This is a genomic window from Mycolicibacterium aubagnense (assembly GCF_010730955.1).
Taxonomy (GTDB): domain Bacteria; phylum Actinomycetota; class Actinomycetes; order Mycobacteriales; family Mycobacteriaceae; genus Mycobacterium; species Mycobacterium aubagnense.
This window is the reverse complement of record NZ_AP022577.1, coordinates 2,230,054-2,255,835: the sequence shown is the minus strand read 5'-3', so window position 1 is coordinate 2,255,835 and position 25,782 is coordinate 2,230,054. Positions and strand designations below refer to the sequence as shown.

At 66.6% G+C, this 25,782-nt stretch carries 24 protein-coding genes; 18 read left to right on the top strand and 6 right to left on the bottom strand.

The genetic code is table 11. From position 1 onward, the window contains the following. From G6N59_RS11160 to G6N59_RS11150, 3 genes are all read left to right on the top strand, one after another. Positions 1-3,957, top strand: a complete 3,957-nt coding sequence (locus tag G6N59_RS11160) for a DNA-directed RNA polymerase subunit beta' (RefSeq protein ID WP_138232237.1) — start codon at positions 1-3, stop codon at positions 3,955-3,957. Between the two features lie 128 nt (positions 3,958-4,085). Beyond that, positions 4,086-4,823, top strand: coding sequence for a sensor domain-containing protein (locus G6N59_RS11155; RefSeq protein WP_138232236.1), 738 nt, complete (start codon positions 4,086-4,088; stop codon positions 4,821-4,823). Beyond that, positions 4,820-5,539, top strand: coding sequence for a sensor domain-containing protein (locus G6N59_RS11150; RefSeq protein ID WP_138232235.1), 720 nt, complete (start codon positions 4,820-4,822; stop codon positions 5,537-5,539). The genes G6N59_RS11155 and G6N59_RS11150 overlap by 4 nt, the downstream gene beginning before the upstream one ends. Positions 5,540-5,547: 8 nt before the next feature. On the opposite strand, the gene G6N59_RS11145 is transcribed toward G6N59_RS11150, so the two are convergent. Genes G6N59_RS11145 through G6N59_RS11135 form a run of 3 tightly spaced genes read right to left on the bottom strand, consistent with a single transcriptional unit; the run spans position 5,548 to position 8,132 of the window. After that, on the bottom strand, positions 5,548-6,564 hold the full coding sequence (locus tag G6N59_RS11145) for an NAD(P)/FAD-dependent oxidoreductase (protein ID WP_138232234.1): 1,017 nt from the start codon (positions 6,562-6,564) through the stop codon (positions 5,548-5,550). Next, entirely contained in the window at positions 6,561-7,070 is a 510-nt protein-coding gene (locus G6N59_RS11140) for an isoprenylcysteine carboxyl methyltransferase family protein (RefSeq protein WP_138232233.1), read from the bottom strand. The genes G6N59_RS11145 and G6N59_RS11140 overlap by 4 nt, the downstream gene beginning before the upstream one ends. Before the next feature lie 3 nt (positions 7,071-7,073). After that, positions 7,074-8,132 (bottom strand): type III polyketide synthase, encoded by a 1,059-nt coding sequence (locus tag G6N59_RS11135; protein WP_138232232.1) that lies wholly within the window; start codon positions 8,130-8,132, stop codon positions 7,074-7,076. A gap of 295 nt (positions 8,133-8,427) precedes the next feature. Between G6N59_RS11135 and G6N59_RS11130 the strand changes: the two genes are divergently transcribed. The 6 genes from G6N59_RS11130 to G6N59_RS11105 all read left to right on the top strand — a co-directional run bounded on the left by G6N59_RS11130 (position 8,428) and on the right by G6N59_RS11105 (position 14,821). Continuing rightward, positions 8,428-9,177: a deoxyribonuclease IV gene (locus G6N59_RS11130; protein WP_138232231.1), complete on the top strand. Its 750-nt coding sequence runs from the start codon at positions 8,428-8,430 to the stop codon at positions 9,175-9,177. Positions 9,178-9,208: 31 nt separating this feature from the next. After that, positions 9,209-10,639, top strand: coding sequence for an amino acid permease (locus G6N59_RS11125; RefSeq protein ID WP_138232230.1), 1,431 nt, complete (start codon positions 9,209-9,211; stop codon positions 10,637-10,639). 47 nt (positions 10,640-10,686) lie between these two features. Further along, positions 10,687-12,309 carry an acyl-CoA dehydrogenase family protein gene (locus G6N59_RS11120; protein WP_138232229.1) on the top strand — a complete coding sequence of 541 codons (1,623 nt, stop codon included), beginning with the start codon at positions 10,687-10,689 and terminating at the stop codon, positions 12,307-12,309. A 90-nt stretch (positions 12,310-12,399) separates the two neighbouring features. Next, complete coding sequence (locus G6N59_RS11115) at positions 12,400-13,329, top strand: crotonase/enoyl-CoA hydratase family protein (RefSeq protein WP_407665845.1); 930 nt, start codon at positions 12,400-12,402, stop codon at positions 13,327-13,329. Between the two features lie 5 nt (positions 13,330-13,334). Then, positions 13,335-14,060 (top strand): PaaX family transcriptional regulator C-terminal domain-containing protein, encoded by a 726-nt coding sequence (locus G6N59_RS11110; RefSeq protein ID WP_138232227.1) that lies wholly within the window; start codon positions 13,335-13,337, stop codon positions 14,058-14,060. Further along, positions 14,057-14,821: a crotonase/enoyl-CoA hydratase family protein gene (locus tag G6N59_RS11105; RefSeq protein ID WP_138232226.1), complete on the top strand. Its 765-nt coding sequence runs from the start codon at positions 14,057-14,059 to the stop codon at positions 14,819-14,821. The genes G6N59_RS11110 and G6N59_RS11105 overlap by 4 nt, the downstream gene beginning before the upstream one ends. Positions 14,822-14,831: 10 nt before the next feature. Here G6N59_RS11105 and G6N59_RS11100 read toward each other — a convergent pair whose 3' ends face one another. Continuing rightward, positions 14,832-15,260 carry a DUF3060 domain-containing protein gene (locus G6N59_RS11100; RefSeq protein ID WP_138232225.1) on the bottom strand — a complete coding sequence of 143 codons (429 nt, stop codon included), beginning with the start codon at positions 15,258-15,260 and terminating at the stop codon, positions 14,832-14,834. Between the two features lie 48 nt (positions 15,261-15,308). After that, positions 15,309-15,677: a DUF3060 domain-containing protein gene (locus G6N59_RS11095; protein WP_234884386.1), complete on the bottom strand. Its 369-nt coding sequence runs from the start codon at positions 15,675-15,677 to the stop codon at positions 15,309-15,311. 241 nt (positions 15,678-15,918) lie between these two features. On the opposite strand from G6N59_RS11095, the gene G6N59_RS11090 reads away from it, so the two are divergent. From G6N59_RS11090 to G6N59_RS11050, 9 genes are all read left to right on the top strand, one after another. After that, positions 15,919-16,560 (top strand): TetR/AcrR family transcriptional regulator, encoded by a 642-nt coding sequence (locus G6N59_RS11090; protein WP_163911230.1) that lies wholly within the window; start codon positions 15,919-15,921, stop codon positions 16,558-16,560. Between the two features lie 15 nt (positions 16,561-16,575). After that, entirely contained in the window at positions 16,576-17,760 is a 1,185-nt protein-coding gene (locus G6N59_RS11085) for a SecDF P1 head subdomain-containing protein (protein WP_138232224.1), read from the top strand. A gap of 298 nt (positions 17,761-18,058) precedes the next feature. After that, a complete protein-coding gene (gene rpsL / locus G6N59_RS11080) occupies positions 18,059-18,433 on the top strand; it encodes a 30S ribosomal protein S12 (protein ID WP_020101371.1) in 375 nt (124 codons plus the stop codon). Continuing rightward, positions 18,433-18,903 carry a 30S ribosomal protein S7 gene (gene rpsG / locus G6N59_RS11075; protein ID WP_020101372.1) on the top strand — a complete coding sequence of 157 codons (471 nt, stop codon included), beginning with the start codon at positions 18,433-18,435 and terminating at the stop codon, positions 18,901-18,903. The genes rpsL and rpsG overlap by 1 nt, the downstream gene beginning before the upstream one ends. Before the next feature lie 134 nt (positions 18,904-19,037). Then, positions 19,038-21,140, top strand: coding sequence for an elongation factor G (fusA, locus tag G6N59_RS11070; protein ID WP_138232223.1), 2,103 nt, complete (start codon positions 19,038-19,040; stop codon positions 21,138-21,140). 91 nt (positions 21,141-21,231) lie between these two features. Continuing rightward, positions 21,232-22,422: an elongation factor Tu gene (tuf, locus tag G6N59_RS11065; protein ID WP_138232222.1), complete on the top strand. Its 1,191-nt coding sequence runs from the start codon at positions 21,232-21,234 to the stop codon at positions 22,420-22,422. A 147-nt stretch (positions 22,423-22,569) separates the two neighbouring features. Continuing rightward, positions 22,570-23,289 (top strand): PP2C family protein-serine/threonine phosphatase, encoded by a 720-nt coding sequence (locus G6N59_RS11060; protein ID WP_138232221.1) that lies wholly within the window; start codon positions 22,570-22,572, stop codon positions 23,287-23,289. A gap of 52 nt (positions 23,290-23,341) precedes the next feature. After that, positions 23,342-24,166, top strand: a complete 825-nt coding sequence (locus G6N59_RS11055; RefSeq protein WP_138232220.1) for an SHOCT domain-containing protein — start codon at positions 23,342-23,344, stop codon at positions 24,164-24,166. 96 nt (positions 24,167-24,262) lie between these two features. Further along, on the top strand, positions 24,263-25,114 hold the full coding sequence (locus G6N59_RS11050; protein WP_138232219.1) for a mycofactocin-coupled SDR family oxidoreductase: 852 nt from the start codon (positions 24,263-24,265) through the stop codon (positions 25,112-25,114). A gap of 1 nt (position 25,115) precedes the next feature. Here G6N59_RS11050 and G6N59_RS11045 read toward each other — a convergent pair whose 3' ends face one another. Continuing rightward, entirely contained in the window at positions 25,116-25,778 is a 663-nt protein-coding gene (locus G6N59_RS11045; RefSeq protein ID WP_138232218.1) for a hypothetical protein, read from the bottom strand. Positions 25,779-25,782 lie beyond the last annotated feature (4 nt).

Genomic DNA, 25,782 nt, shown 5'->3' with positions numbered 1-25,782 from the left:
GTGCTAGACGTCAACTTCTTCGATGAACTCCGCATCGGTCTCGCGACCGCGGACGACATCCGCAACTGGTCCTTCGGCGAGGTCAAGAAGCCGGAGACCATCAACTACCGCACGCTCAAGCCCGAAAAGGACGGCCTGTTCTGCGAGAAGATCTTCGGACCGACTCGCGACTGGGAGTGCTACTGCGGTAAGTACAAGCGCGTCCGCTTCAAGGGCATCGTCTGCGAGCGCTGTGGCGTCGAGGTGACTCGCGCCAAGGTGCGTCGTGAGCGCATGGGCCACATCGAGCTGGCCGCGCCGGTCACGCACATCTGGTACTTCAAGGGCGTGCCGTCGCGCTTGGGCTACCTGCTGGACCTGGCCCCGAAGGATCTGGAAAAGATCATCTACTTCGCGGCCTACGTCATCACCTCGGTCGACACCGAGATGCGGCACAACGAGCTGTCCACGCTCGAGGCCGAGATGGTCGTCGAGAAGAAGGCCGTCGAGGATCAGCGGGATCTGGACCTGGCCGAGCGTTCGCAGAAGCTCGAGGCCGACCTCGCCGAGCTGGAGAAGGAAGGCGCCAAGTCCGACGTCCGCCGCAAGGTGCGCGACGGTGGCGAGCGCGAGATGCGTCAGCTCCGCGACCGGGCCCAGCGTGAGCTGGACCGGCTCGACGAGATCTGGACCACCTTCAGCAAGCTGGCTCCGAAGCAGCTCATCGTCGACGAGGTGCTGTACCGCGAGCTGCAGGACCGCTACGGCGAGTACTTCCAGGGCGCCATGGGCGCCGAGTCGATCAAGAAGCTCATCGAGACCTTCGACATCGACGCCGAGGCCGAGTCGCTGCGCGACACCATCAAGAACGGCAAGGGCCAGAAGAAGCTGCGCGCCCTCAAGCGTCTGAAGGTCGTCGCCGCGTTCCAGACGAACCGCAACTCGCCCATGGGCATGGTGCTCGACGCCGTTCCGGTGATCCCGCCGGAGCTGCGCCCGATGGTCCAGCTCGACGGTGGCCGCTTCGCGACCTCCGACCTGAACGACCTGTACCGCCGTGTCATCAACCGCAACAACCGGTTGAAGCGACTGATCGACCTCGGCGCGCCCGAGATCATCGTCAACAACGAGAAGCGCATGCTTCAGGAGTCGGTGGACGCGCTGTTCGACAACGGCCGTCGTGGCCGGCCGGTCACCGGTCCGGGCAACCGTCCGCTCAAGTCGCTGTCCGACCTGCTCAAGGGCAAGCAGGGCCGCTTCCGTCAGAACCTGCTGGGTAAGCGCGTCGACTACTCGGGCCGTTCGGTCATCGTGGTCGGCCCGCAGCTCAAGCTGCACCAGTGTGGTCTGCCGAAGCTGATGGCTCTGGAGCTGTTCAAGCCGTTCGTGATGAAGCGTCTGGTCGACCTGAACCACGCGCAGAACATCAAGAGCGCCAAGCGCATGGTGGAGCGTCAGCGTCCCCAGGTGTGGGATGTCCTCGAAGAGGTCATCGCCGAGCACCCGGTGCTGCTGAACCGTGCACCTACGCTGCACCGCCTGGGTATCCAGGCCTTCGAGCCGCAGCTGGTGGAAGGCAAGGCCATCCAGCTGCACCCGCTGGTGTGTGAGGCGTTCAACGCCGACTTCGACGGTGACCAGATGGCCGTGCACCTCCCGCTGTCGGCGGAGGCGCAGGCCGAGGCGCGCATCCTGATGCTGTCGTCGAACAACATCCTGTCGCCGGCATCGGGCCGCCCGCTCGCCATGCCGCGTCTGGACATGGTGACGGGTCTGTTCTTCCTGACCACCCTGATCGAGGGTGACCTCGGCGAGTTTGTGCCGGCCACCAAGGACGGCGCTGAGCAGGGTGTCTACAGCAGCCCGGCCGAGGCCATCATGGCCATGGACCGCGGTGCGCTGTCGGTGCGGGCGAAGATCAAGATCCGGTTGACGCACCTGCGTCCGCCGGCCGAGATCGAGGCCCAGCTGTTCGAGAACGGCTGGAAGCCGGGCGACGCGTGGACCGCGGAGACCACCCTGGGTCGCGTGCTCTTCAACGAGCTGCTGCCGAAGGGCTACCCGTTCGTCGACAAGCAGATGCACAAGAAGGTGCAGGCGGCGATCATCAACGATCTCGCCGAGCGCTACCCGATGATCGTCGTGGCGCAGACCGTCGACAAGCTGAAGGATGCCGGTTTCCACTGGGCGACCCGCTCGGGCGTGACGGTCTCGATGGCCGACGTTCTGGTGCCGCCGCAGAAGCAGGAGATCCTGGAGCGCTACGAGGGCCAGGCCGACGCGATCGAGAAGAAGTACCAGCGCGGTGGTCTGAACCACGACGAGCGCAACGAGTCGCTGGTCAAGATCTGGCAGCAGGCCACCGAAGAGGTCGGTAAGGCTCTGGAGGACTACTACCCGGCGGACAACCCGATCATCACGATCGTGAAGTCGGGCGCCACCGGTAACCTCACCCAGACCCGCACCCTGGCCGGCATGAAGGGTCTGGTGACGAACCCGAAGGGTGAGTTCATCCCGCGCCCGATCAAGTCGTCCTTCCGCGAGGGCCTGACGGTGTTGGAGTACTTCATCAACACCCACGGTGCTCGTAAGGGTCTGGCCGATACCGCGCTGCGTACCGCCGACTCGGGTTACCTGACCCGTCGTCTGGTCGACGTGTCGCAGGACGTCATCGTCCGTGAGACCGACTGTGAGACCGAGCGCGGCGTCACCGTCACTCTGGCCGAGGTCCAGGCCGACGGTTCGCTGGTGCGCGACGCTCACGTCGAGACGTCCGCCTACGCGCGGACCCTCGCCACGGACGCGGTCGACGGAGGCGGCAACGTCATCGTCGAGCGCGGGCACGACCTGGGTGATCCGGCGATCGAGGCCCTGCTGGCGGCGGGTATCTCCACCGTCAAGGTGCGCTCGGTGCTGACCTGTGCCACCGGCACCGGCGTCTGCGCCAAGTGCTACGGCCGCAGCATGGCCACCGGCAAGCTGGTCGACATCGGTGAGGCCGTCGGTATCGTCGCCGCCCAGTCGATCGGTGAGCCCGGTACCCAGCTGACGATGCGTACCTTCCACCAGGGTGGTGTTACCGGTGGCGCCGACATCGTCGGTGGTCTGCCGCGCGTGCAGGAGCTGTTCGAGGCCCGCGTGCCCCGCAACGTCGCTCCGATCGCGGACGTGGCCGGCCGGGTGCAGCTGGAAGAGGACGACAAGTTCTACAAGATCACCATCGTTCCCGACGATGGTGGCGAGGAAGTCGTCTACGACAAGCTGCCGCGGCGTAACCGTCGCCTGCGCGTCTTCAAGCACGACGACGGCACCGAGCGCCTGTTGGCCGATGGTGACCACGTCGAGGTCGGCCAGCAGCTCATGGAGGGTTCGGCGAACCCCCACGAGGTGCTCCGCGTCCAGGGCCCCCGCGAGGTGCAGATTCACCTCGTCAAGGAGGTCCAGGAGGTCTACCGCGCACAGGGTGTGTCGATCCACGACAAGCACATCGAGGTCATCGTGCGGCAGATGCTGCGTCGTGTGACGATCATCGACTCGGGCGCGACGGAGTTCCTGCCCGGTTCGCTGACCGAACGCAGCGAGTTCGAGACCGAGAACCGTCGCGTCGTGGCCGAGGGTGGCGAGCCCGCGGCCGGACGTCCGGTGCTGATGGGTATCACGAAGGCATCGCTGGCCACGGACTCGTGGCTGTCGGCGGCGTCGTTCCAGGAGACCACTCGCGTGCTGACCGATGCGGCCATCAACTGCCGTAGCGACAAGCTGCAGGGTCTGAAGGAGAACGTGATCATCGGTAAGTTGATCCCGGCTGGTACGGGCATCAACCGGTACCGCAACATCCAGGTTCAGCCGACCGAAGAAGCCCGCGCTGCGGCGTACACGATCCCGTCCTACGAGGATCAGTACTACAGCCCGGACTTCGGCCAGGCCACTGGTGCTGCCGTGCCGCTGGATGACTACGGCTACAGCGACTACCGCTAGGTCGTGACGCGGGGAGCTTTCCCCGCCGGCTCGTGAACGTCCCCGACACTTCTGGTGTCGGGGACGTTTGCGTTCTCGTGCGAGACTGTCCCTTGGGGGAGGGGACTATTTTGCGACTGCATATCGTCATGGCCGCTGTCGTTCTGGTGGGATCGACGGCGGGCTGCGGCTCCGACAGCACCAGCAACTCACAGACGACGACGTCCACGTCAGCGTCGAGCACTCCGGTGAGCGCGAGCGTGGCGGCACCGCCGTCGCCACCGCCGCCACCCGGACCGCTGGTGCAGATGGACCAGCTCAAAGGCCTGATGCCGGAAGCGAATCAGGTGAGTGCCACGGTCAATGTGCCCAATCTCGGCATCAGCGAAAGCCATGATTCCCTGTCGCTGCTGCCCGACGATTACGTATCGGACATGACATGTGTGGGGGCGGTCGCCGATGCAGCCATCCAGCCGTACTCGGAGAGTCCCGTCGTGCTGGTACGTACCCAGGACTATGCGCCGGCCGACGGTTCCGCCCGCTTCTCGGCCATCACGTCGGCGATTCTTTATGAGACAGCTCAAGACGCCCGGGACCAGGTGACCGCGACCACGAAGGGGTGGCAGGGGTGCTCGGGTAAGTCGGTCCAGGTCAAGACGGTGCCGCCGGCCACGTATGTGATCGGCGCCCCGGCTGCCGCGGGTGATGTACAGACTCTGGTCAACAACCGCACCGTGCCTCCCGAGCCCGGCGGCAACTGCGGCCGCGGTATCAGTTCCCGTAGCAATCTGGTCATCGACGTGACGGTGTGCGGCGGTGACCCCGCCGTGGTCGGCGCCACTGCGGCGGCGCTGGTCAACCTCATCGCCGGGAAGGTGCCGGCATGACGACCGTCTCAGTAAAGCCTTGCGTACCAATGACTTTGGCGCTCGGTGTCGCCGTCGCTCTGCTGACGTCGTGCACGACGTCCGTCGGCGGCAGTCCCGCAGCCGCGCCACAGACCGTCACGCCGTCGACCACCAGCGCGGTCGCGGCGCCAGCTCCGGGTCCGGACCTGCAGGCCGTCACCTTGGGTGTCGACGAGCTCCGGCGTATCACGAACGACCCGAGTCTGGTCAAGACCGCGACGTGGCGGCACGCGGGCGTTGGTTTGAGCATGACGTTCACCCCACCCCAGTGCAGTGTCGTCGCCACCAACGGCTTGCACGCAGCACTCGACGGCAGCGGGCAGATCGGCATGTATTACGTCAACTACACCAGCACGGCATCGCCGGGGGCGCAGGTGAGTGAGGGTGCTGTCGGGTTTCCTGATCCCGGCGCGGCGCGTGCCTGGATCGGCGCGCAGCAGGCTGTGTGGCAGCAGTGCGCCAATAGCGACGTGGTACTGAAGGTCGCCGATCAGTCTGGCGCCCAACACAACCAGGCGCTTCAGGTCAAGCCCGACGCGTTGTCGATGCAGGCCGTGGTGGGGCCGGGGATCCAATGCACGCGGACGATGGCGGCCAGAAATCGCGTCGTCGTCGACAACTTGGTGTGTTCGGCCGATTCGGCGGGCGCGGCGACGGCCATCCAGAACGCCATGCTGGACAAGGTCCCGCAGTAGTGCGGCACTCAGTAGGCGAGCTGATTCACCGCTGCGGCGAACACCTGCGGTAGTGCCGCTGCGGCCGGGACGATGCGGGACCGCACCGCAGGCACGGCTCCGGCCCGGACCAGAGCCTCGGTCAGCAGCCGGTAGCGGCGGGTCAACCTGCACCAGCGCCGGTCGTAGTCGCTGACCTGCTCCCGGACCACGCAGTCGACCAGCGCCTCGGCCGCGCTGAACGCCAACCCCAAACCCTCGCCGGTCAGCGCGTCGACGTAGCCGGCGGCGTCGCCGACCAGGAGCACGCGGCCGGCAACGCGCGTCCGCACGTGCTGGCGCAACGGCCCAGCCGCCAGGTCGGGCCCGTGATCATGTCCGTCGACGCGTTGGCGCAGTTCGTCGAACGCGGCGAACTTCGCATCGAAACCGCCGCGGCCGGCGGACAGGATCGCGATACCGACGCAGTCGTCGCCCACCGGTGTCACGTAGGCCTCGGCCTCGGTGCTCCAGTGCACCTCGACGTGGTCGGTCCACGGCGCCATCTGGACATGTCGCCGGATACCCCAACGGCGCGGGCCGGTCGCCGGGCGCGACAGCCCGAGATCGCGCCGGATCGGCGAGTGCAGTCCGTCGGCCGCCACCAGGTAACGCGCCCGGAGCCCCACCGCCTGAATACCGTCCTCGTCCTGCGTGATCTCGCCGGCCACACCCTGGACGACCTTCACCCCGGCGGCCCGGGCGGCGTCGGACATCGCCGCGTGCAGCGTCGTCCGGCGGACCCCACGGCCGACGCCACCACGGAACGCGGCTTCGACCCGCGACGCACCCGCGTGATAACTGATTCCGCGCAGCGGTTGCCCGGCCGCCACGACGCCCAGCCGGTCCAGATGCGCGAGGGAGTGCGGCATCAGGCCTTCGCCGCAGGCCTTGTCCAGCGTGCCCGGGCGGCGTTCGACGATGACGGTCTCAAGCCCCGCGCGCGCCGCGTACAGCGACGTCGCCAGCCCCGCCGGACCGCCGCCGACCACCAGCAGGTCGATCACGACAGGCTCGCCAGCGCCGAGTTCTCGACGCGCAGCCTGGTGCGCAGCAGCAGTGCGTTGAGCAGCGTGAACACCACTGCCGTCAGCCAGGCCGTGTGCACCAGTGGCAACGCGATGCCCTCGACGACCACGGCCACATAGTTGGGGTGTGGAATCCACTGGTACGGCCCGCCGACGATCCGCTGTGCTCCCGGGACGACGATGACGCGCGTGTTCCACTGCGGGCCGAGTGTGGTGATGCACCACCACCTCAGCACCTGCGCGGCCAGGACGGCGGCCAGCATCGACCAGCCCAGCGCGGGGAGGAACGGTCGGTGCAGCACCACCGGTTCGAGCACGCACCCCACCAGCAGGCCGACGTGCAGGAGGACCATGACGGGGTAGTGGCTGAATCCGTATTCGCGGCCGCCCCGAGCCAGCGACCAGGCGAGATTGCGCCGGGAGACGACGAGCTCGGCGAGGCGCTCGACGGCGACCACCGCGATCAGGGCGAGGTACCAGACCACGGGTCAGCGCCAGCGCAGCAGGACGAGTTCTGAGCAGAACCCCGGACCCATCGCCATCATCAGCCCGGCGCTGCCCGCCGGTGGCTGCTTGGCCATCGTGTCGCGGAGGACGTGCAGCACCGAAGCCGACGAGAGATTGCCGACCTCGGCCAGCGATCGCCAGGTCAGCTCGAGTGCGTCGTCGGGCAGTCCGAGTGTCGCGGTGATGGCCTCGATCACCTTCGGCCCGCCCGGGTGGCTGACCCACGACGCGATGTCACTGATTTGAAGTCCATGTGCGGCAAGGAATTCCGTGACGTCGTCACCCAGGTACTTCTCGACGACCTTCGGCACGTCGGGAGACAGCACCAACCGGAAGCCACTGGAGTCGACGTCCCAGCCCATGGTGCGCTGCGAATCGGGATAGAGGTGGCTGCGCGAGGCGAGCACCTCCGGCCCCGACGTGTCGACGTTGGCGGCGCGGTGGTCGCCGACCATGACCACCGCGGCGGCGCCGTCGCCGAACAGGCTCGAGCCGACGACGGTCGCCATCGATGGATCGGTCTTGGGTATCAGTGAGCACAGTTCCACCGCGAGCAGCACGGCGACACTTTCTGGTGCCCCGCGCAGGTAGTCGTTGACACGCGCCACGCCGGCGGCACCGGCCACGCAGCCCAGCCCGAACATCGGTACACGCCGCACATCGGGCCGCAAGCCGATCAGTCCGGCGATCCGGGCGTCCAGCGTCGGCACTGCCACGCCGGTGACAGTGGTGGTGTAGATGACGTCGACGTCGGCCGGCTTCAGCCCGGCTTCTTCCAGGGCACCCAGAACGGCGGCGCACCCGAGCGCCACGGCGTGTTCGATGAACACGTCGTTCGCGCGTCCGAAGTCTGTGATGCCGGCGTAGTCCTGCAGCGGCAGGACCGTATGTCGACTGGCGACCTTGGCGCTGCGATGAAGTTTGCGGATGGCATCTGCGTGCTCGGCGTAGCCGGGCAGCGCCAGGAGCGCGTCGGTCACCTCATCCTGGGTGTATCGGTTGGCGGGCAGTTCTCCACGGACACTTGCGATTACGCTCATTTGTCCTCCTCTACCGGGGTCACGAGGCCTGGCGCCGATCGGTTCATTTCGTGACGTAACTCACGCCGGCTCGAGCCGCGCTGGTGCGCCATTGCGTCACGATGTGGTGCGGTGGGCATTCTGCGCCAACCGGTTTCGACGGGCGTGTTGGTGAGTGCGTCACGTATTCCCAACCGGCACAAGGCTTTGCGGATCAATGCGGCAGCAACGCCGGCTGCAGGGGATATTGCTGTGGGGCAAACAACGGGTTCGGTAGCTGTCAGCCGTTGTCGGGCACCCGTCCTAGACTGGGCCCGTGCTGATTGGTTCGCATGTCGACAACACGGATCCTCTGGCCGCGGCCGCCGCCGACGGTGCCGATGTGGTGCAGTTCTTCCTCGGCAACCCGCAGAGCTGGAAGAAGCCCGCGCCCCGCGAGGACGCCGAGGCGCTACGTGCGTCCGCTGTGCCTCTCTATGTGCACGCGCCGTACCTGATCAACGTCGCGTCGGCCAACAACAAGGTGCGCATTCCGTCGCGCAAGATCCTGCAGGACACGTGCGACGCCGCGTCGGAGATCGGGGCGACGGCCGTCATCGTGCATGGCGGGCACGCCGACGACAACGACATGGACGCCGGTTTCGAACGGTGGGTGAAGGCGCTCGACGCCCTCAAGACCGATGTGCCGGTGTATCTGGAGAACACCGCCGGCGGCGATCACGCGATGGCCCGGCACTTCGACACCATCGCCCGGCTGTGGGACCGGATCGGCGACAAGGGCATCGGCTTCTGCCTCGACACCTGCCATGCGTGGGCGGCGGGGGAGGCGCTGGTCGACGCGGTGGAACGCATCAAGACCATCACCGGCCGCATCGATCTGGTGCACTGCAACGACTCCCGCGACGCCGCCGGCTCCGGAGCGGACCGGCACGCCAACTTCGGCATGGGGCAGATCGATCCGCAGTTGTTGGCAGCCGTGGTGCGCGCCGCGGCTGCCCCGGTCATCTGCGAGACGTCGGAAGACGGCCGTAAGGACGACATCGCGTTCCTCCGCGAGAACGTTTAGTCAGCACCGACAATTGTGATAAACACCTCGGATGCAAGACGCCAACACCCAAGACTCCAACGCTGAGGTGACAGAGACTCCCGACGTCGGTTATCAGCGCGGTCTTTCGGCCAGAACCGTGCAGATGATCGCGATCGGCGGGGCCATCGGTACCGGTCTGTTCTACGGCGCGGGCGGCGCCATCGAGAAAGCCGGCCCGGCGCTGCTCCTGGCATACCTTCTTGCCGGTCTGGCCGTGTTCGTCATCATGCGGGCACTCGGTGAGTTGCTGGTGTACCGCCCGGTTTCGGGCAGCATCTCGGAGTACGCCGACGAATTCATGGGCCGGTTCGCCGGTTTCGCGAACGGGTGGACGTACTGGGCGGTGTGGGCCACGACGTGCATGGCCGAGATAACCGTGGCCGGCAAGTATGTGCAGTACTGGCCGTGGGGACACGACATCCCGCAGTGGGTGACGGCGTTGGTCGTCCTGGTGGTGCTCTTCATCGCCAACCTGATCTCGGTCAAGGTCTTCGGTGAGGCCGAATTCTGGTTCTCGATGATCAAGGTGACCGCGATCATCGGAATGATCCTCATCGGTATCGGCGTGCTCCTGCCGTTCACCGGGCTGGCGCCCGGTCCGGGTTCGACGGTCGCCAACCTGTGGAACGACGGCGGCTTCTTCCCGACGGGCCTCGGCTCGGCACTGCTGAGCCTGCAGATCGTGGTGTTCGCCTACGTGGGCGTCGAGCTGGTGGGCGTCACCGCGGGAGAGGCGGAAAACCCGAAGGTGACGTTGCGCAAGGCGATCAACACGCTGCCTTTCCGCATCGGCCTGTTCTACGTCGGCGCGCTGTTCGTGATCCTGTCCGTGCAGGGCTGGCGGCACTACCACGCCGGACACAGCCCGTTCGTCGCCGTGTTCCAGTACCTGAACATCCCGGCGGCCGCGGGCATCGTGAACTTCATCCTGCTGACCGCTGCGCTGTCGTCGTGCAACTCGGGCATCTACTCGACGGGCCGCATGGTGCGCAGCTTGGCCCAGCGCGGCGACGCGCCGGGCGGCCTGCAGGCGCTGAGCAGCCGCCACGTGCCGATGCTGGCCATCTGCTTCTCGGCCTTGACCATGGGCGTCGGCGTCCTGGTGAACTACCTGTCGCCGGATAAGGCGTTCGCCTACATCACCTCGGTGTCGACCATCGGCATCATCTTCGTGTGGGGCTCGATCCTGGTATCGCACCTGCTGTATCGGCGGCAGGTGGCCGCGGGCGTGCTGCCGGCGTCGGACTACCGCCTGCCCGGGGCGCCGTACACCACCTTCCTGGCGCTCGGGTTCCTGGCGCTCGTGGTCGTGCTGTTGTTCTTCACCGACGACGGACGGACGGCGATCCTGGTGGGCGTCATCTGGTTCGTCATCGTGACGCTGGGGTATTTCGTGCACCGCGGGGATCCCGCCACCGAGGTCGTGGTGCGCCACCGCTGATATATACAGTTCTTGTGCGGCTGTAGGAAAAGTGTAATAGTGAGGGCATGAGTGATACGCATGTCGTCACCAACCAGGTTCCGCCGCTCGAGAACTACAACCCCGCCACCTTCCCGGCGCTCGCCGAGGCCCTGATCCGCGAAGGCGGGGAGTGGGGCGTCGACGAGGTCCACGAGGTCGGCGCCCTCGGCGGCAGCCGGGTCGCGCAGCGCTGGGGTGAGCTCGCGGACCGCAACGTCCCGATCCTGCACACGCACGACCGCTATGGCCACCGCGTCGACGAGGTCGAATACGACCCCGCCTACCACCAGTTGATGAACGCCGCGGTGACGCACGGTCTGCACGGCGCACCGTGGGCCGACGACCGTACCGGCGCCCACGTCGTCCGGGCGGCGAAGATGTCGGCCTGGACTCCCGAACCCGGCCACGTCTGCCCGATCTCGATGACCTACGCCGTCGTCCCGGCGCTGCGGTTCAACCCCGAGCTCTCCAAGGTCTACGAGCCGCTGCTGACCAGCCGGGTGTACGACCCCGAGCTGAAAGTGCCTGCCACGAAAGCGGGTATCACCGCTGGCATGTCGATGACCGAGAAGCAGGGCGGTTCGGACGTCCGAGCCGGGACCACCCAGGCCACCCCCAACGGCGACGGCACCTACTCGCTGCGCGGTCACAAGTGGTTCACCTCGGCACCGATGGGGGACATGTTCCTGGTGCTGGCCCAGGCCCCCGGCGGACTGTCGTGCTTCTTCCTGCCCCGGGTGCTGCCCGACGGCACCCGCAACCGGATGTTCATCCAGCGGCTCAAGGACAAGCTCGGCAACCACGCCAACGCCTCCAGCGAGATCGAGTACGACGGCGCCACGGTGTGGCTGGTCGGTGAGGAAGGCCGCGGCGTGCCGACCATCATCGAGATGGTCAACCTGACCCGCCTGGACTGCACACTCGGTAGCGCCACCAGCATGCGTACGGGTCTGACCCAGGCGGTGCACCACGCGCAGCACCGCAAGGCGTTCGGTGCGTACCTGATCGACCAGCCGCTGATGCGCAACGTACTGGCCGACATGGCCGTCGAGGCCGAGGCCGCCACCATGCTGGCGATGCGCATGGCCGGGGCCACCGACCGCGCTGTCCGCGGCGACGAGCGCGAAAGCCTGTTCCGCCGAATCGGTTTGGCCGCGGCCAAGTACTGGGTGTGCAAGCGCGCGACGCCGCACGCCGCGGAGGCCATGGAGTGCTTCGGCGGCAACGGCTACGCGGAGGAGTCGGGCATGCCGCGGCTGTACCGGGAGGCCCCGCTGATGGGCATCTGGGAAGGTTCGGGAAATGTCAGCGCGCTGGACACCCTGCGCGCCATGGCCACCAAGCCCGAGTGCATCGAGGTGCTGTTCGACGAGTTGGCCCAGGCACAGGACCCGCGCCTGGACGCGCATGTCCGCGCGCTCAAGGCGCAGCTCACCGATCCGCAGACCCTCGAATACCGCGGACGCAAAGTCGCCGAGGACATCTCGCTGGCGCTGCAGGGCGCGCTGATGGTGCGCCATGGACACCCCGCAGTGGCCGAGGCGTTCCTCGTCAGCCGCCTCGACCGCCAGTGGGGCGGTGCGTTCGGCACGCTGCCGACGGGCCTCGACCTGGCGCCGATCATCGAACGCGCCCTCGTCAAGGGCTGATTTCTGCGGCCGAACTGACCCAAAACTGTCCCAAAACGCCCGGTTTGAGCAGTTTTGCGGTCCCCCGCAAGCGGGAGGTGTCCCCAGCTCTTGAAAGGTGAGTTTGTGGATTTCGACAGTCTGAAGACGATGACGTACGAGGTCGCCGACCGCGTCGCCCGGATCACGTTCAACCGTCCGGAGAAGGGCAACTCGATCGTCGCGGACACCCCGCTGGAATTGGCGGCGTGCGTGGAGCGGGCCGACCTCGATCCGAACGTGCACGTGATCCTGGTGTCCGGCCGAGGTGAAGGCTTTTGTGCCGGTTTCGATTTGAGCGCCTACGCCGACGGGACCTCGTCGGCCGGGGGATCGGAGCACCAGGGCACCGTGCTGGACGGCAAGACCCAGGCCGTCAACCACCTGCCGAACCAGCCCTGGGATCCCATGATCGACTACCAGATGATGAGCCGGTTCGTCCGTGGCTTCTCCAGCCTCATGCACTGCGACAAGCCGACCGTCGTGAAGATCCACGGTTACTGCGTGGCCGGCGGCACCGACATCGCGCTGCATGCCGACCAGGTGATCGCGGCCTCCGACGCCAAGATCGGCTATCCGCCGATGCGGGTCTGGGGCGTGCCCGCGGGTGGATTGTGGGCCCACCGGCTGGGCGACCAGCGGGCGAAACGCCTGCTGTTCACCGGCGATTGCATCACCGGGGCGCAGGCCGCCGAGTGGGGCCTGGCCGTCGAGGCGCCGGAGCCGCAAGACCTCGACGAACGGACCGAGCGCCTCGTCGCGCGCATTGCGGCGATGCCGGTCAACCAGCTGATCATGGCGAAGTTGGCCTGCAACACGTCGTTGTTACAACAGGGGGTTGCGACCAGCCGGATGGTCAGCACGGTGTTCGACGGCATCGCCCGGCACACGCCCGAAGGGCATGCCTTCGTCGCCGACGCCGTCGAGCACGGTTTCCGCCAGGCGGTCCGCCACCGCGACGATCCGTTCGGGGACACGGGTCGGGTTGCCTCCGGGGTCTGACGTCCATGGCTGACCTCAAGCGGATGACCGCGCGGTCGGTGGTGCTCAGCGTGCTGCTGGGTGCCCACCCCGCGTGGGCGTCCGCGGCCGAGTTGGTCCGGCTCACTTCGGATTTCGACATCAAGGAGCAGACGCTGCGGGTGGCGCTGACCAGGATGGTCAGCGCCGGCGATCTGGTGCGCTCGGCCGACGGCTACCGGCTCGCCGACCGGCTGCTGGCCCGGCAACGACGCCAGGATGCCGCGATCGACCCGCAAACCAAGCCATGGCACGGCGACTGGACGACCGTGGTGATCACCACGGTCGGGGCCGATGCCCGGACCCGCGCCGATTTGCGAAACGACCTGTTGCAGAACAGATTCGGTGAGCTCCGCGAGGGCCTGTGGCTGCGCCCGGCCAATCTGACCACCGAAATCCCGGAAGAGATCACGGCCAGCGCCCGAGTGCTGACCAGCCGGGACGACGACCCCGCAAGCCTGGCCGACATCCTGTGGGACCTGCCGGCCTGGATCACCCATGCGCGTCAGCTGCTCGACGAAATGGCCTCGGCAACAGACATTCCCGGCCGGTTCGTGGCTGCGGCCGCGATCGTCCGCCACCTGTTGGCCGACCCGGTACTGCCTGCCGAACTGCTGCCGGCCGATTGGCCCGGCGAGCAATTGCGGCAGGTCTACGCAGACTTCGCCGCGGAACTGGTAGTGCGGCGGGACGAACCGATGGAGGCAATATGACCGAGCCCGTGCGCGTCGAGAAGAACGGACCGGTGACAACCGTCATCATCGACCGGCCGGAGGCCCGCAACGCCGTCAACGGGCCGACGGCAGCGGCGCTCTATCAGGCGTTCGACGAATTCGACCGCGACGACTCCGCTGCTGTCGCGGTGCTGTGGGGAGATCACGGAACCTTCTGTGCCGGAGCCGATCTCAAGGCGTTCGGCACTCCGGAGATGAACCAGACGCACCGGACCGGGCCGGGGCCGATGGGGCCGAGCCGGATGATGCTGTCCAAGCCGGTGATCGCCGCGGTCAGCGGCTACGCCGTCGCCGGCGGACTCGAACTGGCGGTGTGGTGCGACCTGCGCGTCGTCGAGGAGGACGCCACCTTCGGCGTGTTCTGCCGGCGCTGGGGGGTCCCGCTCATCGATGGCGGCACGGTCCGGTTGCCGCGGCTCATCGGGCACAGCCGTGCCATGGATCTGATCCTCACCGGCCGTGCCGTCGATGCCGCCGAGGCGTTGCAGATCGGCCTGGCCAACCGGGTGGTGCCACGCGGGCAGGCGCGCGAGAGGGCCGAAGAGCTGGCCCACCAGCTGGCCGCGTTGCCGCAGTTGTGTCTGCGCGCCGACCGGATGTCCGCGCTGCGGCAATGGGGCGAATCCGAGCAATCCGCAATGGAATTCGAGTTCGCCAGTCTGGCCCAGGTGGCCGAGGAATCCCTCGCCGGCGCGCAGCGGTTCGCCGGGGGAGCGGGCCGGCACGGCGCGCAGGCGTGAGGGCGGCCCGCTAGCCCTTGGTGACGGTGTTGCCGATGCCGGTGTTGGTGACCTTCGGTGACCCGTCCTTGTAGCTGACGGTGGCGTGCATGCCGACGACGGCGAGCTCCTGGTCGATCTTTTCGAAGGTCACCTTGTTGTCGGTGCCACCGATGTTCGCGTTCGCGCAGGTGCCCTTGACGGTCAGCGTGTTGTTGGCGCCGCCCACGGTCAGCGATTTGCCGGTGCCGCAATCGAGGTCCCGGGTGGTGCCCACCGCGCTGTAGTTGATGGTGTTGCCGACCTCGACCTGCGCGGTGGTGGGAGCTGCCGAGGTGGCTGCGGTGCCCGTGGTGCCCGGGCCGGTTCCAGCGGTGGTGCTGTCCTGCGATCCGCAGCTGGTCAGCACCAGAGCGGCAGCGGCGACGGCCGCCGCAATCGCGATTCGGTTGGGGTTCATACGGTGTCCCTCCCTGTCGGCGTTACTGGCACCCGATGCGGGACCCGGTCAGGGGATCTTGTTCAGCCGGTTGCCCAATCCCAGTTGGTGACCGATGTCGATGAGTGCCGGATCCCCATTGTGGAATATCACCGTCTGATTGAAGCCGTAGGCGGTGACGTCATTGATGATCGTGTCGGCGATGACGGTGTTGGACGAGCCCTGGACGGTGACTGCCCAGCAGGTACCGAACGCGTTGACGGTGTTGCCGCTCCCGTTGACGAACAGGGTGCCGCCGTGGCAGTCGATGGTCTGCGACAGGCCCGTGCCGACGATGTGGGTGTCGTCGTTGACCGCAGCGGCGTTCGGCGCGCCGACCGTGAACGGGACCGTCAGCAGTCCGGCGACCAATGCGGTTCCACACGCTTTGCGACTCACGATGGTCCCCTTCGTTCTGGTCTGGCGATGATGTGCACCGTGGTGCGGTATCTGGGAGCCTACGTTGCGGGTAGGTGCCGCGGAGGCGGTTGGTCCGTTCTGTGGGACTTGCCGTGAGACGCGGTTACAAGTTTCGCCCAAATGGCCAGGAATCTGCAGCGTCTAGAGGTTAGAGTCATTAGTTAACTGTCCGTACCGCGGCCGGTTGAACTCAAAGATAGAACACCGGAGGATCGCGCAGATGGCACCTCGCCCAGAGTCGCAAGCCGTTGGGGATGCCCGACCGGCTGCGCCGGCGCGGTCGCGGGCGACTGCGCGCGCCACCAAGCTCAGCCGGGACTCTATCGTCAGCGCCGCCCTGACATTCTTGGACCGTGAGGGCTGGGATTCGTTGACCATCAACGCGCTGGCCAATCAGCTGGGCACCAAGGGCCCGTCGCTGTACAACCACGTGCAGAGCCTCGATGACCTGCGGCGCACGGTCCGGATGCGCGTCATCGACGACATCATCGGCATGCTCAACACAGTGGGCGAGGGTCGGAGCCGGGACGATGCCGTGATGGCGATGGCCAGCGCCTATCGCAGTTACGCGCATCACCATCCGGGCCGGTACTCGGCGTTCACCCGGATGCCTCTGGGTGGCGACGACCCCGAGTACACCGCGGCGACGCACGCGGCCGCCGGACCGGTGATCGCGGTCCTGGCGTCCTACGGACTCGACGGCGAGAACGCCTTCTACGCGGCGCTGGAGTTCTGGTCGGCCCTGCACGGCTTCGTGTTGCTGGAGATGACCGGTGTGATGGACGGCGTCGACACCGACGCGGTGTTCACCGACATGGTGGTACGACTGGCGCGGGGGATGAACGAGCGCGACTCGGCTTGATCGGGGAAGCGCGTGATGCCTGACGACCAGAGTGGGTCGCAGCCGCCAGTCTTGCCGGAGATGCCTGCGGGTTTCGTGCCGCCGCCACCCGGCTTCATGCCACCCGGCTTCATGCCACCGGGGTTCCCGCCGGGACCGCCGCCCGCCTGGCCGCCGGCACCGATCGCCGCTGCGCACTCCGGAGTGCCCCGGTGGCTGGTGGCCCTGGTCCTGGCGGTGCTGGTCCTGAGCTATGGCGCAACAGTGTTCGTGACCAGGGACATCTGGCGTCCGGGCGAACCCCGGCCGGTCGTGCAGGCGTCGTTCGAGATTCAGCCGCCGCCCGGCACGACGCCGACCCCCGACGCGCTGGCGCAGACGCGCACAGTGGTCGAATCGCGGATCGGCCACCTCGGCGGACACGACGTCGCCGTCGGGCTGGACGGCAGCACCCTCAAGGTCACGGCCACCGACGTGACCGAAGCTCAACTGCGGGGTGTCACCGCCATCGGCCGCCTCTATATAAGGCCGGTGATCCACGCGATTCCGGCGAACTCCGAGGGGGCGTCCGCGCCGCGGACCCCGCCGGTGGCCGACAGCCAGCGCATCGCCGACGAAAAGGCGCTGCGGCAGAGTGCGCAGCCGCAGATCCAGCTGCTGGCGCTTCAGTTCCAGGCGACCCGCTGCGCTCAGCCGGACCTGCTGGCCGACCACGACGACCCGAATCTGCCGTTGGTCACGTGCTCTGACGACCACAAGCAGGTGTATCTGCTGGACAAGTCCATCATCAGCGGCGACCAGATCAAGGACGCCTCGGCCCGGCAGGGTGGACAACGCGGCGACTACGTCGTCTTCGTGACCTTCGACGACAAGGCCGCCGACATCTGGTCGACGTTCACCGGCGCCAACGTCGGCGCCCGGACCGCCTTCACCGTCGACAGCCAGGTGGTCAGCGCGCCGGCGCTGCTTGAGCCCATCACGACCGGGCGCACGCAGATCCATGGGCAGTTCACCGCCGATTCGGCGAAGTCGTTCGCCGCGGTGGTGGCCGGTGGGGCGCTGCCGTTGCCGGTATCGGTGGAGTCGGTGCAGGCGAAACAGATCGCTCCGACCTTCTGGTCGGTACCGCGAATCGCGGTTCTCGGTGGCGGGGTGGTGGTGATCTTTGCGATCATCCTTGGAGTGGTTCTGATGACCCGGCGGGCGTACCGCCAGCGCTAAGGTGTTGGTCACGGTCCGGGCTGCACCGCTCTGACCTGCGGTTTGGGTCCTCTGTGTGGGTTTGGATCGTGGCGGTCCGTACTGGTATCGTGGTGGTTCGTGCCTGGCCGACTGGGCGCTTGCATTCATTGTGTTTGTGGGCAAGCCTGCACGCCGGGCCAATTCGCATGTCCGTGGTGCACCGCAAGGTTTGTGCCTGGCCGCGTGCGACACGCCCGGACGCGGGTACGCGATCGGGCGGAAACCGCAGTACAGAGACTTAAACCGCAGTACGACACGCAATAGAGAAAGCCGATAGATGCCAACCATCAACCAGCTGGTCCGCAAGGGTCGCCACGATAAGACCGCCAAGGTCAAGACCGCGGCACTCAAGGGCAGCCCGCAGCGCCGTGGTGTGTGCACCCGCGTGTACACCACCACCCCCAAGAAGCCGAACTCGGCTCTGCGCAAGGTCGCCCGCGTGAAGCTGACGAGCCAGGTTGAGGTCACGGCCTACATCCCGGGTGAAGGTCACAACCTGCAGGAGCACTCGATGGTGCTCGTGCGTGGCGGCCGTGTGAAGGACCTCCCCGGTGTGCGCTACAAGATCATCCGCGGCTCGCTGGACACCCAGGGTGTCAAGAACCGCAAGCAAGCACGCAGCCGCTACGGCGCCAAGAAGGAGAAGAGCTAATGCCACGCAAGGGCCCCGCGCCGAAGCGGCCGCTGGTCAACGACCCGGTCTACGGTTCGCAGCTGGTTACCCAGCTCGTCAACAAGGTGCTGCTGGACGGCAAGAAGTCGCTGGCCGAGCGCATCGTCTACGGCGCCCTTGAGCAGGCTCGTGAGAAGACCGGCACCGACCCCGTCGTGACGCTGAAGCGCGCCATGGACAACGTCAAGCCGTCCCTCGAGGTTCGCAGCCGCCGCGTCGGTGGCGCGACCTACCAGGTGCCGGTCGAGGTCCGCCCGGACCGCTCGACCACCCTGGCGCTGCGCTGGCTGGTCAGCTTCTCGAAGGCTCGCCGCGAGAAGACCATGGTCGAGCGTCTGGCCAACGAAATCCTGGATGCCAGCAATGGCCTGGGTGCCGCCGTCAAGCGACGCGAGGACACCCACAAGATGGCCGAGGCGAACCGGGCCTTCGCGCACTACCGCTGGTGACTCAATCGCCGGCCGCCAATGCCGGCGGCCGGCGCATCTGATTCACAACTGACCGCCCTCCCGGGCTCACAACTGAGCGCCCTACCGGGCGATGCGGAATCACCCGAAGCAACTGAAAGAGTGGGAACCAAGCCGTGGCACAGGACGTGCTGACCGACCTGAACAAGGTCCGCAACATCGGCATCATGGCGCACATCGACGCCGGCAAGACGACGACGACCGAGCGCATCCTCTTCTACACCGGTATCTCGTACAAGATCGGTGAGGTCCATGACGGCGCGGCCACCATGGACTGGATGGAGCAGGAGCAGGAGCGTGGTATCACCATCACCTCCGCTGCCACCACCTGTTTCTGGAACGACAACCAGATCAACATCATCGACACCCCGGGCCACGTCGACTTCACCGTCGAGGTGGAGCGTTCGCTGCGTGTGCTCGACGGCGCCGTTGCCGTGTTCGACGGCAAAGAAGGCGTGGAGCCGCAGTCCGAGCAGGTGTGGCGCCAGGCCGACAAGTACGACGTCCCCCGCATCTGTTTCGTCAACAAGATGGACAAGCTGGGCGCCGACTTCTACTTCTCGGTCCAGACCATGAAGGATCGCCTGGGCGCGAACGTCATCCCGATCCAGCTGCCGATCGGCTCCGAAGGTGACTTCGAGGGCATCGTCGACCTGGTCGAGATGAAGGCCAAGGTCTGGCGCGGCGAGACCAAGCTTGGTGAGAAGTACGAGACCATCGACATCCCGGCCGACCTTCAGGAGAAGGCCGAGGAGTACCGCACCGCCATGATCGAGGCAGTCGCCGAGACCGACGACGAGCTCATGGAGAAGTACCTGGGCGGCGAAGAGCTGACGATCGACGAGATCAAGGGTGGCCTGCGCAAGCTGACCGTCACCAGCGCGGCCTACCCGGTGCTGTGTGGTTCCGCGTTCAAGAACAAGGGTGTGCAGCCCATGCTCGACGCGGTCATCGACTACCTGCCGACCCCGCTGGACGTCGCGGCCGCCGAAGGCCACGTCCCGGGCAAGGAAGACGAGATCATCTCGCGCAAGCCGTCCGCCGACGAGCCGTTCTCCGGCCTGGCGTTCAAGGTCGCCACGCACCCGTTCTTCGGCAAGCTGACCTACGTCCGCGTCTACTCGGGCAAGGTCGACTCCGGTGCCCAGGTCATCAACTCGACAAAGGGCAAGAAAGAGCGTCTGGGCAAGCTATTCCAGATGCACTCCAACAAGGAGAACCCGGTCGAGTCGGCTGCCGCCGGTCACATCTACGCGGTCATCGGCCTCAAGGACACCACCACCGGTGACACCCTGTGCGATCCGAACAACCAGATCGTCCTGGAGTCCATGACCTTCCCGGACCCGGTTATCGAGGTGGCCATCGAGCCCAAGACCAAGAGCGACCAGGAGAAGCTGGGTACGGCGATCCAGAAGCTCGCCGAAGAGGACCCGACCTTCAAGGTGCACCTGGACCAGGAGACCGGCCAGACCGTCATCGGCGGCATGGGCGAGCTTCACCTGGACATCCTGGTGGACCGCATGCGTCGCGAGTTCAAGGTCGAGGCCAACGTCGGCAAGCCGCAGGTCGCCTACCGCGAGACCATCCGCAAGGCCGTGCAGAACGTGGAGTTCACCCACAAGAAGCAGACCGGTGGTTCGGGTCAGTTCGCGAAGGTCATCATCAGCATCGAGCCGTTCGTCGGCGAAGACGGTGCGACCTACGAATTCGAGAACAAGGTCACCGGTGGCCGCATCCCGCGTGAGTACATCCCGTCGGTGGATGCCGGTGCGCAGGACGCCATGCAGTACGGCATCTTGGCCGGCTACCCGCTGGTCAACCTGAAGCTGACCCTGCTCGACGGCGCCTACCACGACGTCGACTCGTCGGAAATGGCCTTCAAGGTCGCGGGTTCGCAGGCGCTGAAGAAGGCTGCGTCCGCTGCGCAGCCGGTCATCCTGGAACCGATCATGGCCGTCGAGGTCACCACGCCCGAGGACTACATGGGCGACGTGATCGGCGACCTGAACTCCCGCCGTGGCCAGATCCAGGCCATGGAGGAGCGCAGTGGTGCTCGTGTCGTCAAGGCACAGGTTCCACTGTCCGAAATGTTCGGCTACGTCGGCGACCTCCGGTCGAAGACCCAGGGCCGGGCGAACTACTCCATGGTGTTCGACTCGTACGCCGAAGTTCCGGCCAACGTGTCGAAGGAGATCATCGCCAAGGCAACGGGCCAGTAGTCTCTGACCCGTTCTGCTGCGGCAGACCACATAACTGAACACATCAACACTGCTTTAACCAAAGCACCAACAAGTCCAGGAGGACACAGAAGTGGCGAAGGCGAAGTTCGAGCGGACGAAGCCGCACGTCAACATCGGGACCATCGGTCACGTTGACCACGGCAAGACCACGCTGACTGCAGCAATCACCAAGGTTCTGCACGACAAGTACCCCGATTTGAACGAGTCGCGCGCATTCGACCAGATCGACAATGCGCCCGAGGAGCGTCAGCGCGGTATCACCATCAACATCTCCCACGTGGAGTACCAGACCGAGAAGCGTCACTACGCCCACGTGGACGCCCCCGGTCACGCTGACTACATCAAGAACATGATCACCGGTGCCGCCCAGATGGACGGCGCAATCCTCGTGGTCGCCGCCACCGACGGCCCGATGCCGCAGACCCGCGAGCACGTGCTGCTCGCCCGCCAGGTCGGCGTGCCCTACATCCTCGTCGCGCTGAACAAGTCCGACATGGTTGAGGACGAGGAGCTCCTGGAGCTCGTCGAGATGGAGGTCCGCGAACTGCTGGCCGCTCAGGACTTCGACGAGGACGCCCCCGTGGTCCGCGTCTCGGCGCTCAAGGCGCTCGAGGGCGACGCCACCTGGGTGAAGTCGGTCGAGGAGCTCATGGAGGCCGTCGACGAGTCCATCCCGGACCCGGTTCGCGAGACCGACAAGCCGTTCCTGATGCCCGTTGAGGACGTCTTCACCATCACCGGTCGTGGCACCGTGGTGACCGGCCGTGTCGAGCGTGGCGTGATCAACGTCAACGAAGAGGTCGAGATCGTCGGCATCCGCCCGACCACGACCAAGACCACCGTCACCGGTGTCGAGATGTTCCGCAAGCTGCTCGACCAGGGCCAGGCCGGCGACAACGTCGGTCTGCTGGTTCGTGGTATCAAGCGCGAAGAGGTCGAGCGTGGCCAGGTCGTCGTGAAGCCCGGCACCACCACCCCGCACACCGAGTTCGAGGGCAGCGTCTACATCCTGTCCAAGGACGAGGGCGGCCGCCACACGCCGTTCTTCAACAACTACCGTCCGCAGTTCTACTTCCGTACCACGGACGTGACGGGCGTTGTGACCCTGCCCGAGGGCACCGAGATGGTGATGCCCGGTGACAACACCGACATCTCCGTCGTGCTGATCCAGCCGGTCGCCATGGACGAGGGTCTGCGTTTCGCCATCCGTGAGGGCGGTCGTACCGTCGGCGCGGGTCGCGTTACCAAGATCATTAAGTGATCTAGTTTTTCCAAGCGGAGCGCCGCTCACCTTCGGGTGGGCGGCGCTTTGTTTTGCGGCGAGAAAGAGGTGTCGACACGTGGTACTTGCGGGCAAGATGGCAGGATCGTTCGCGATGGAGGGGAACGCGATGAGGGGTGGCCTGTCGTGCGAGTGAACGTGCGGGCATTCACCGACACCGGACTACGGCGCAAACGCAACGAAGATGCCGTGATGGTCGGCGGCTGGGTCAGCCAGACGCACAACGGGGTCCTGGTGGACATGCGGATGCAGCCCGGGTTTCCGTTCGTCTGCGCGGTATGCGACGGCATGGGCGGGCACGTCGGCGGCGATGTCGCCAGCCGGACGGCGCTCAGCATGATCGCGACCATGTCGCCCGGCTGGACCGGTGGCGACGACATCACGTCGTCGCTGTCGTACGTCAGTGACTGGCTCTACGACATGGGCCGCGATACCGAGCTGGCCGGCATGGGGACCACCATCGCGGGCGTGTGTCTGACGGCGGACGAGGTGATCGTCTTCAATGTCGGGGACAGTCGCGTGTATTCGATCACCGGCGACACGTTGACCCAGGTGTCGGTCGACGACGCCGTGCTCGACGCCGCGGGCCGGCCCACCAACATCATCACGCAGTCGCTCGGCCAGGGGGTGCCCATCGCTGCCCACCTGACCGCGACGCCGCTGCAGCCGGGTAGCTACCTGATGTGCTCGGACGGCGTGCACGGGCAGATGGAGCATCACGACCTGCAGGCGGCCACGGCATGCAACGACCGGGCCGACGGCGCGGCGATCATCATCGGGACGGCCCGGGCCAACGGCGCCGCCGACAACTTCTCGTTCGTTCTGTTGGACGTCCTGGGCGACTGACGCCACACTAGAGTCTCGCAGCGGTTCGGCTGATCCAAGGAGCGTGGCTGACATGTTGGTGCGTTACCTCAAGGCTCAGGCCATGGTGCTGCTGTGCGGCGGGCTGGTGGGCCCCATCTTCCTGGCCGTGTATTTCGCCAGCGGGTTCGGCGAGTACCTGGGCTGGATGTTCTGGACCGGGCTGTTCGTCACCGCGGCCGACGTGCTCGTTGCGCTGTGGCTGGTCAGCTTCGGCGCCAAACGGCAGGCCAAGCAGCAGGCGCTGGAAGCCAACGGGGTGCTGGCACTGGCTCGCGTCACGAGTCTGACCGAGACCGGCACCCAGATCAACGACCGCCCTCTGGTGAAGCTGGGTCTGCATATCGAGGGGCCGGGTCTGGCTCCGTTCGATGCCACCGATCGGGTGATCGCATCGATCCCGCGCATGCCGCTGATCACCGCGCGATACCTGGCGGTGCTGGTGGACCCGGCGACCAACGAGTTCCAAATCGATTGGCAGCGAAGCACACTGGTGGCAGGGATCGCGCCGGCACAGTTCACCTCGGACGAGGACGGCAGGACCTACGATCTGACCGGCCAAGCCGGTCCATTGATGGACATCCTGCGGATTCTCAAGGCCAACGGCGTGCCGGCCGACGGCACGGTGGATCTCCGGTCGAATCCGGCGGTTCGGCAGCAGGTGATGGCGGTGGTCCGGCGCGCCGGTGGCAATGCGGCACCGGCCGCACCGGTCGCACCGGCTCCGGCCGCGGCACCTGTGATGCCCAGTCAGCCTGCGGCACAACGACTGCAGGAACTCGAGACGTTGCGCGCGATGGGCACCATCAGCGAGGCCGAGTACACCGCGAAGCGCGCCCAGATCATCGCCGAGTTATAGCCGGTGTCCCGCCTGGGGGGAAGCCGCTAGAACACGTTCCAGTTTGACTGCTAGCGTGGCGGTGGACTCCGGCGAGATGTGATGAAGGGACTGGCAATGACGGCAGGCGGAACACTCGAAGGCAAGGTGGCGTTCATTACCGGGGCTGCCCGTGGGCAGGGCCGGGCGCACGCCATCCGGATGGCGCGCGAAGGCGCCGACATCGTCGCCATCGACATCTGCGGTCCCGTGTCGGACACCATCACCTACCCGATGCCGACGTCGGAAGATCTCGCCGAGACCGCGCGCCTGGTCGAGGCCGAAGGCCGCAAGGTCCTCGCCCGCGAGGTCGACATCCGCGACCTGGCCGCCCAGAAGCAGGTCGTCGCCGACGCCGTCGAGCAGTTCGGTCGGCTCGACATCCTGGTGGCCAATGCGGGTGTCCTGAGTTGGGGACGGTTGTTCGAGATGGATGAAGACCAGTGGGACAGCGTCGTCAACGTCAACCTGTCCGGCACCTGGCGCACCATCCGGGCCGTGGTGCCCGCGATGATCGAGGCCGGCAACGGCGGGTCGATCATCATCGTCAGCTCCTCGGCGGGCCTCAAGGCGACGCCGGGCAACGGCCACTACGCGGCCTCCAAGTTCGGCCTCGTCGGGCTGACCAATGCACTGGCACTCGAGGTCGGCGAGTTCGGCATCCGGGTCAACTCGATCCACCCCTACTCGATCATGACGCCGATGATCGAGCCTGAGGCCATGGGCGCGATCTTCTCCAAGTACCCGAACTACCTGCACAGCTTCGCGCCGATGCCGTACAAGCCCGTCGCGCACGACGGCAAGGCCGGCCTGCAGGAATTCATGACGCCGGAAGAGGTCACCGACGTGGTGACCTGGTTGGCCGGTCCGGGCGCGGGGACCATCTCCGGTTCCCAGATCGCCGTCGACCGCGGCGTCATGAAGTACTGAGCTACGGGGCCACCTGCCCGACCAGCACGTCTGCGAATTCTGTTGCGCCTCTTGAGACTCTGATCGCGGGCCGGCCGCAGCCGGGCGCGATCATGCGCCGCAGCGCGGATGTGCCGTCGAGGTCGACCGAGACCGCGCCGGTCTTGGTGATCGTCACATCGATTGCATGCCAGTCGTTGTCGGCCGGTGCCGGGATCGGGCCCGAATCCGTATCGGCCGGATTGCTGACGGTCGTGAGCCCGATGGCGTAGCCGCTCGAGGCGCCGCGGACGCGTCCGGTGAACCGCAGCGAGCACGCCGGATCGCCGGGCTGGATCAACCCTACCCACGTGGTCACCGGGCTGCCGGCGACGTCGGGTGGATCGAGACGTACCGTCCGGCCGTCGTCGGTGAAGGTGGCGTCGATGCCGCCGACGCGGTTCCAGGCGTTGAAGTCCGTCGGCTCCGGCGGGTGCGTCGGCACGATGGTCAGGCCGTTGAACGGTGTTGTCGTCGTTGCGTCTTGGGATGCACCGTTGCCGCGGGAGAGCTTGGTGACGGCGACGGTGCCGCCCGCCACCAGGGCGATCACGGCCAGCACCACGCCGCCGATGATCAACCATTTCCGTCCATCGGGCCGGTCGGGTGGAAACGGCGGCCAGCTGGGCGGCGGGTTGAAGCGCATCCTA

Bases quoted from the DNA above. Each gene is read 5' to 3' on its own strand.
- G6N59_RS11150 (WP_138232235.1), top strand. From the start codon at position 4,820: ATGACGACCGTCTCAGTAAAGCCTTGCGTACCAATGACTTTGGCGCTC.
- G6N59_RS11155 (WP_138232236.1), top strand. From the start codon at position 4,086: ATGGCCGCTGTCGTTCTGGTGGGATCGACGGCGGGCTGCGGCTCCGAC.
- G6N59_RS11125 (WP_138232230.1), top strand. From the start codon at position 9,209: ATGCAAGACGCCAACACCCAAGACTCCAACGCTGAGGTGACAGAGACT.
- G6N59_RS11090 (WP_163911230.1), top strand. From the start codon at position 15,919: ATGGCACCTCGCCCAGAGTCGCAAGCCGTTGGGGATGCCCGACCGGCT.
- G6N59_RS11120 (WP_138232229.1), top strand. From the start codon at position 10,687: ATGAGTGATACGCATGTCGTCACCAACCAGGTTCCGCCGCTCGAGAAC.
- G6N59_RS11110 (WP_138232227.1), top strand. From the start codon at position 13,335: ATGGCTGACCTCAAGCGGATGACCGCGCGGTCGGTGGTGCTCAGCGTG.
- rpsL (WP_020101371.1), top strand. From the start codon at position 18,059: ATGCCAACCATCAACCAGCTGGTCCGCAAGGGTCGCCACGATAAGACC.
- G6N59_RS11050 (WP_138232219.1), top strand. From the start codon at position 24,263: ATGACGGCAGGCGGAACACTCGAAGGCAAGGTGGCGTTCATTACCGGG.
- G6N59_RS11100 (WP_138232225.1), bottom strand. From the start codon at position 15,260: ATGAACCCCAACCGAATCGCGATTGCGGCGGCCGTCGCCGCTGCCGCT.
- rpsG (WP_020101372.1), top strand. From the start codon at position 18,433: ATGCCACGCAAGGGCCCCGCGCCGAAGCGGCCGCTGGTCAACGACCCG.
- G6N59_RS11105 (WP_138232226.1), top strand. From the start codon at position 14,057: ATGACCGAGCCCGTGCGCGTCGAGAAGAACGGACCGGTGACAACCGTC.
- G6N59_RS11135 (WP_138232232.1), bottom strand. From the start codon at position 8,132: ATGAGCGTAATCGCAAGTGTCCGTGGAGAACTGCCCGCCAACCGATAC.
- G6N59_RS11085 (WP_138232224.1), top strand. From the start codon at position 16,576: ATGCCTGACGACCAGAGTGGGTCGCAGCCGCCAGTCTTGCCGGAGATG.
- G6N59_RS11055 (WP_138232220.1), top strand. From the start codon at position 23,342: ATGTTGGTGCGTTACCTCAAGGCTCAGGCCATGGTGCTGCTGTGCGGC.
- G6N59_RS11045 (WP_138232218.1), bottom strand. From the start codon at position 25,778: ATGCGCTTCAACCCGCCGCCCAGCTGGCCGCCGTTTCCACCCGACCGG.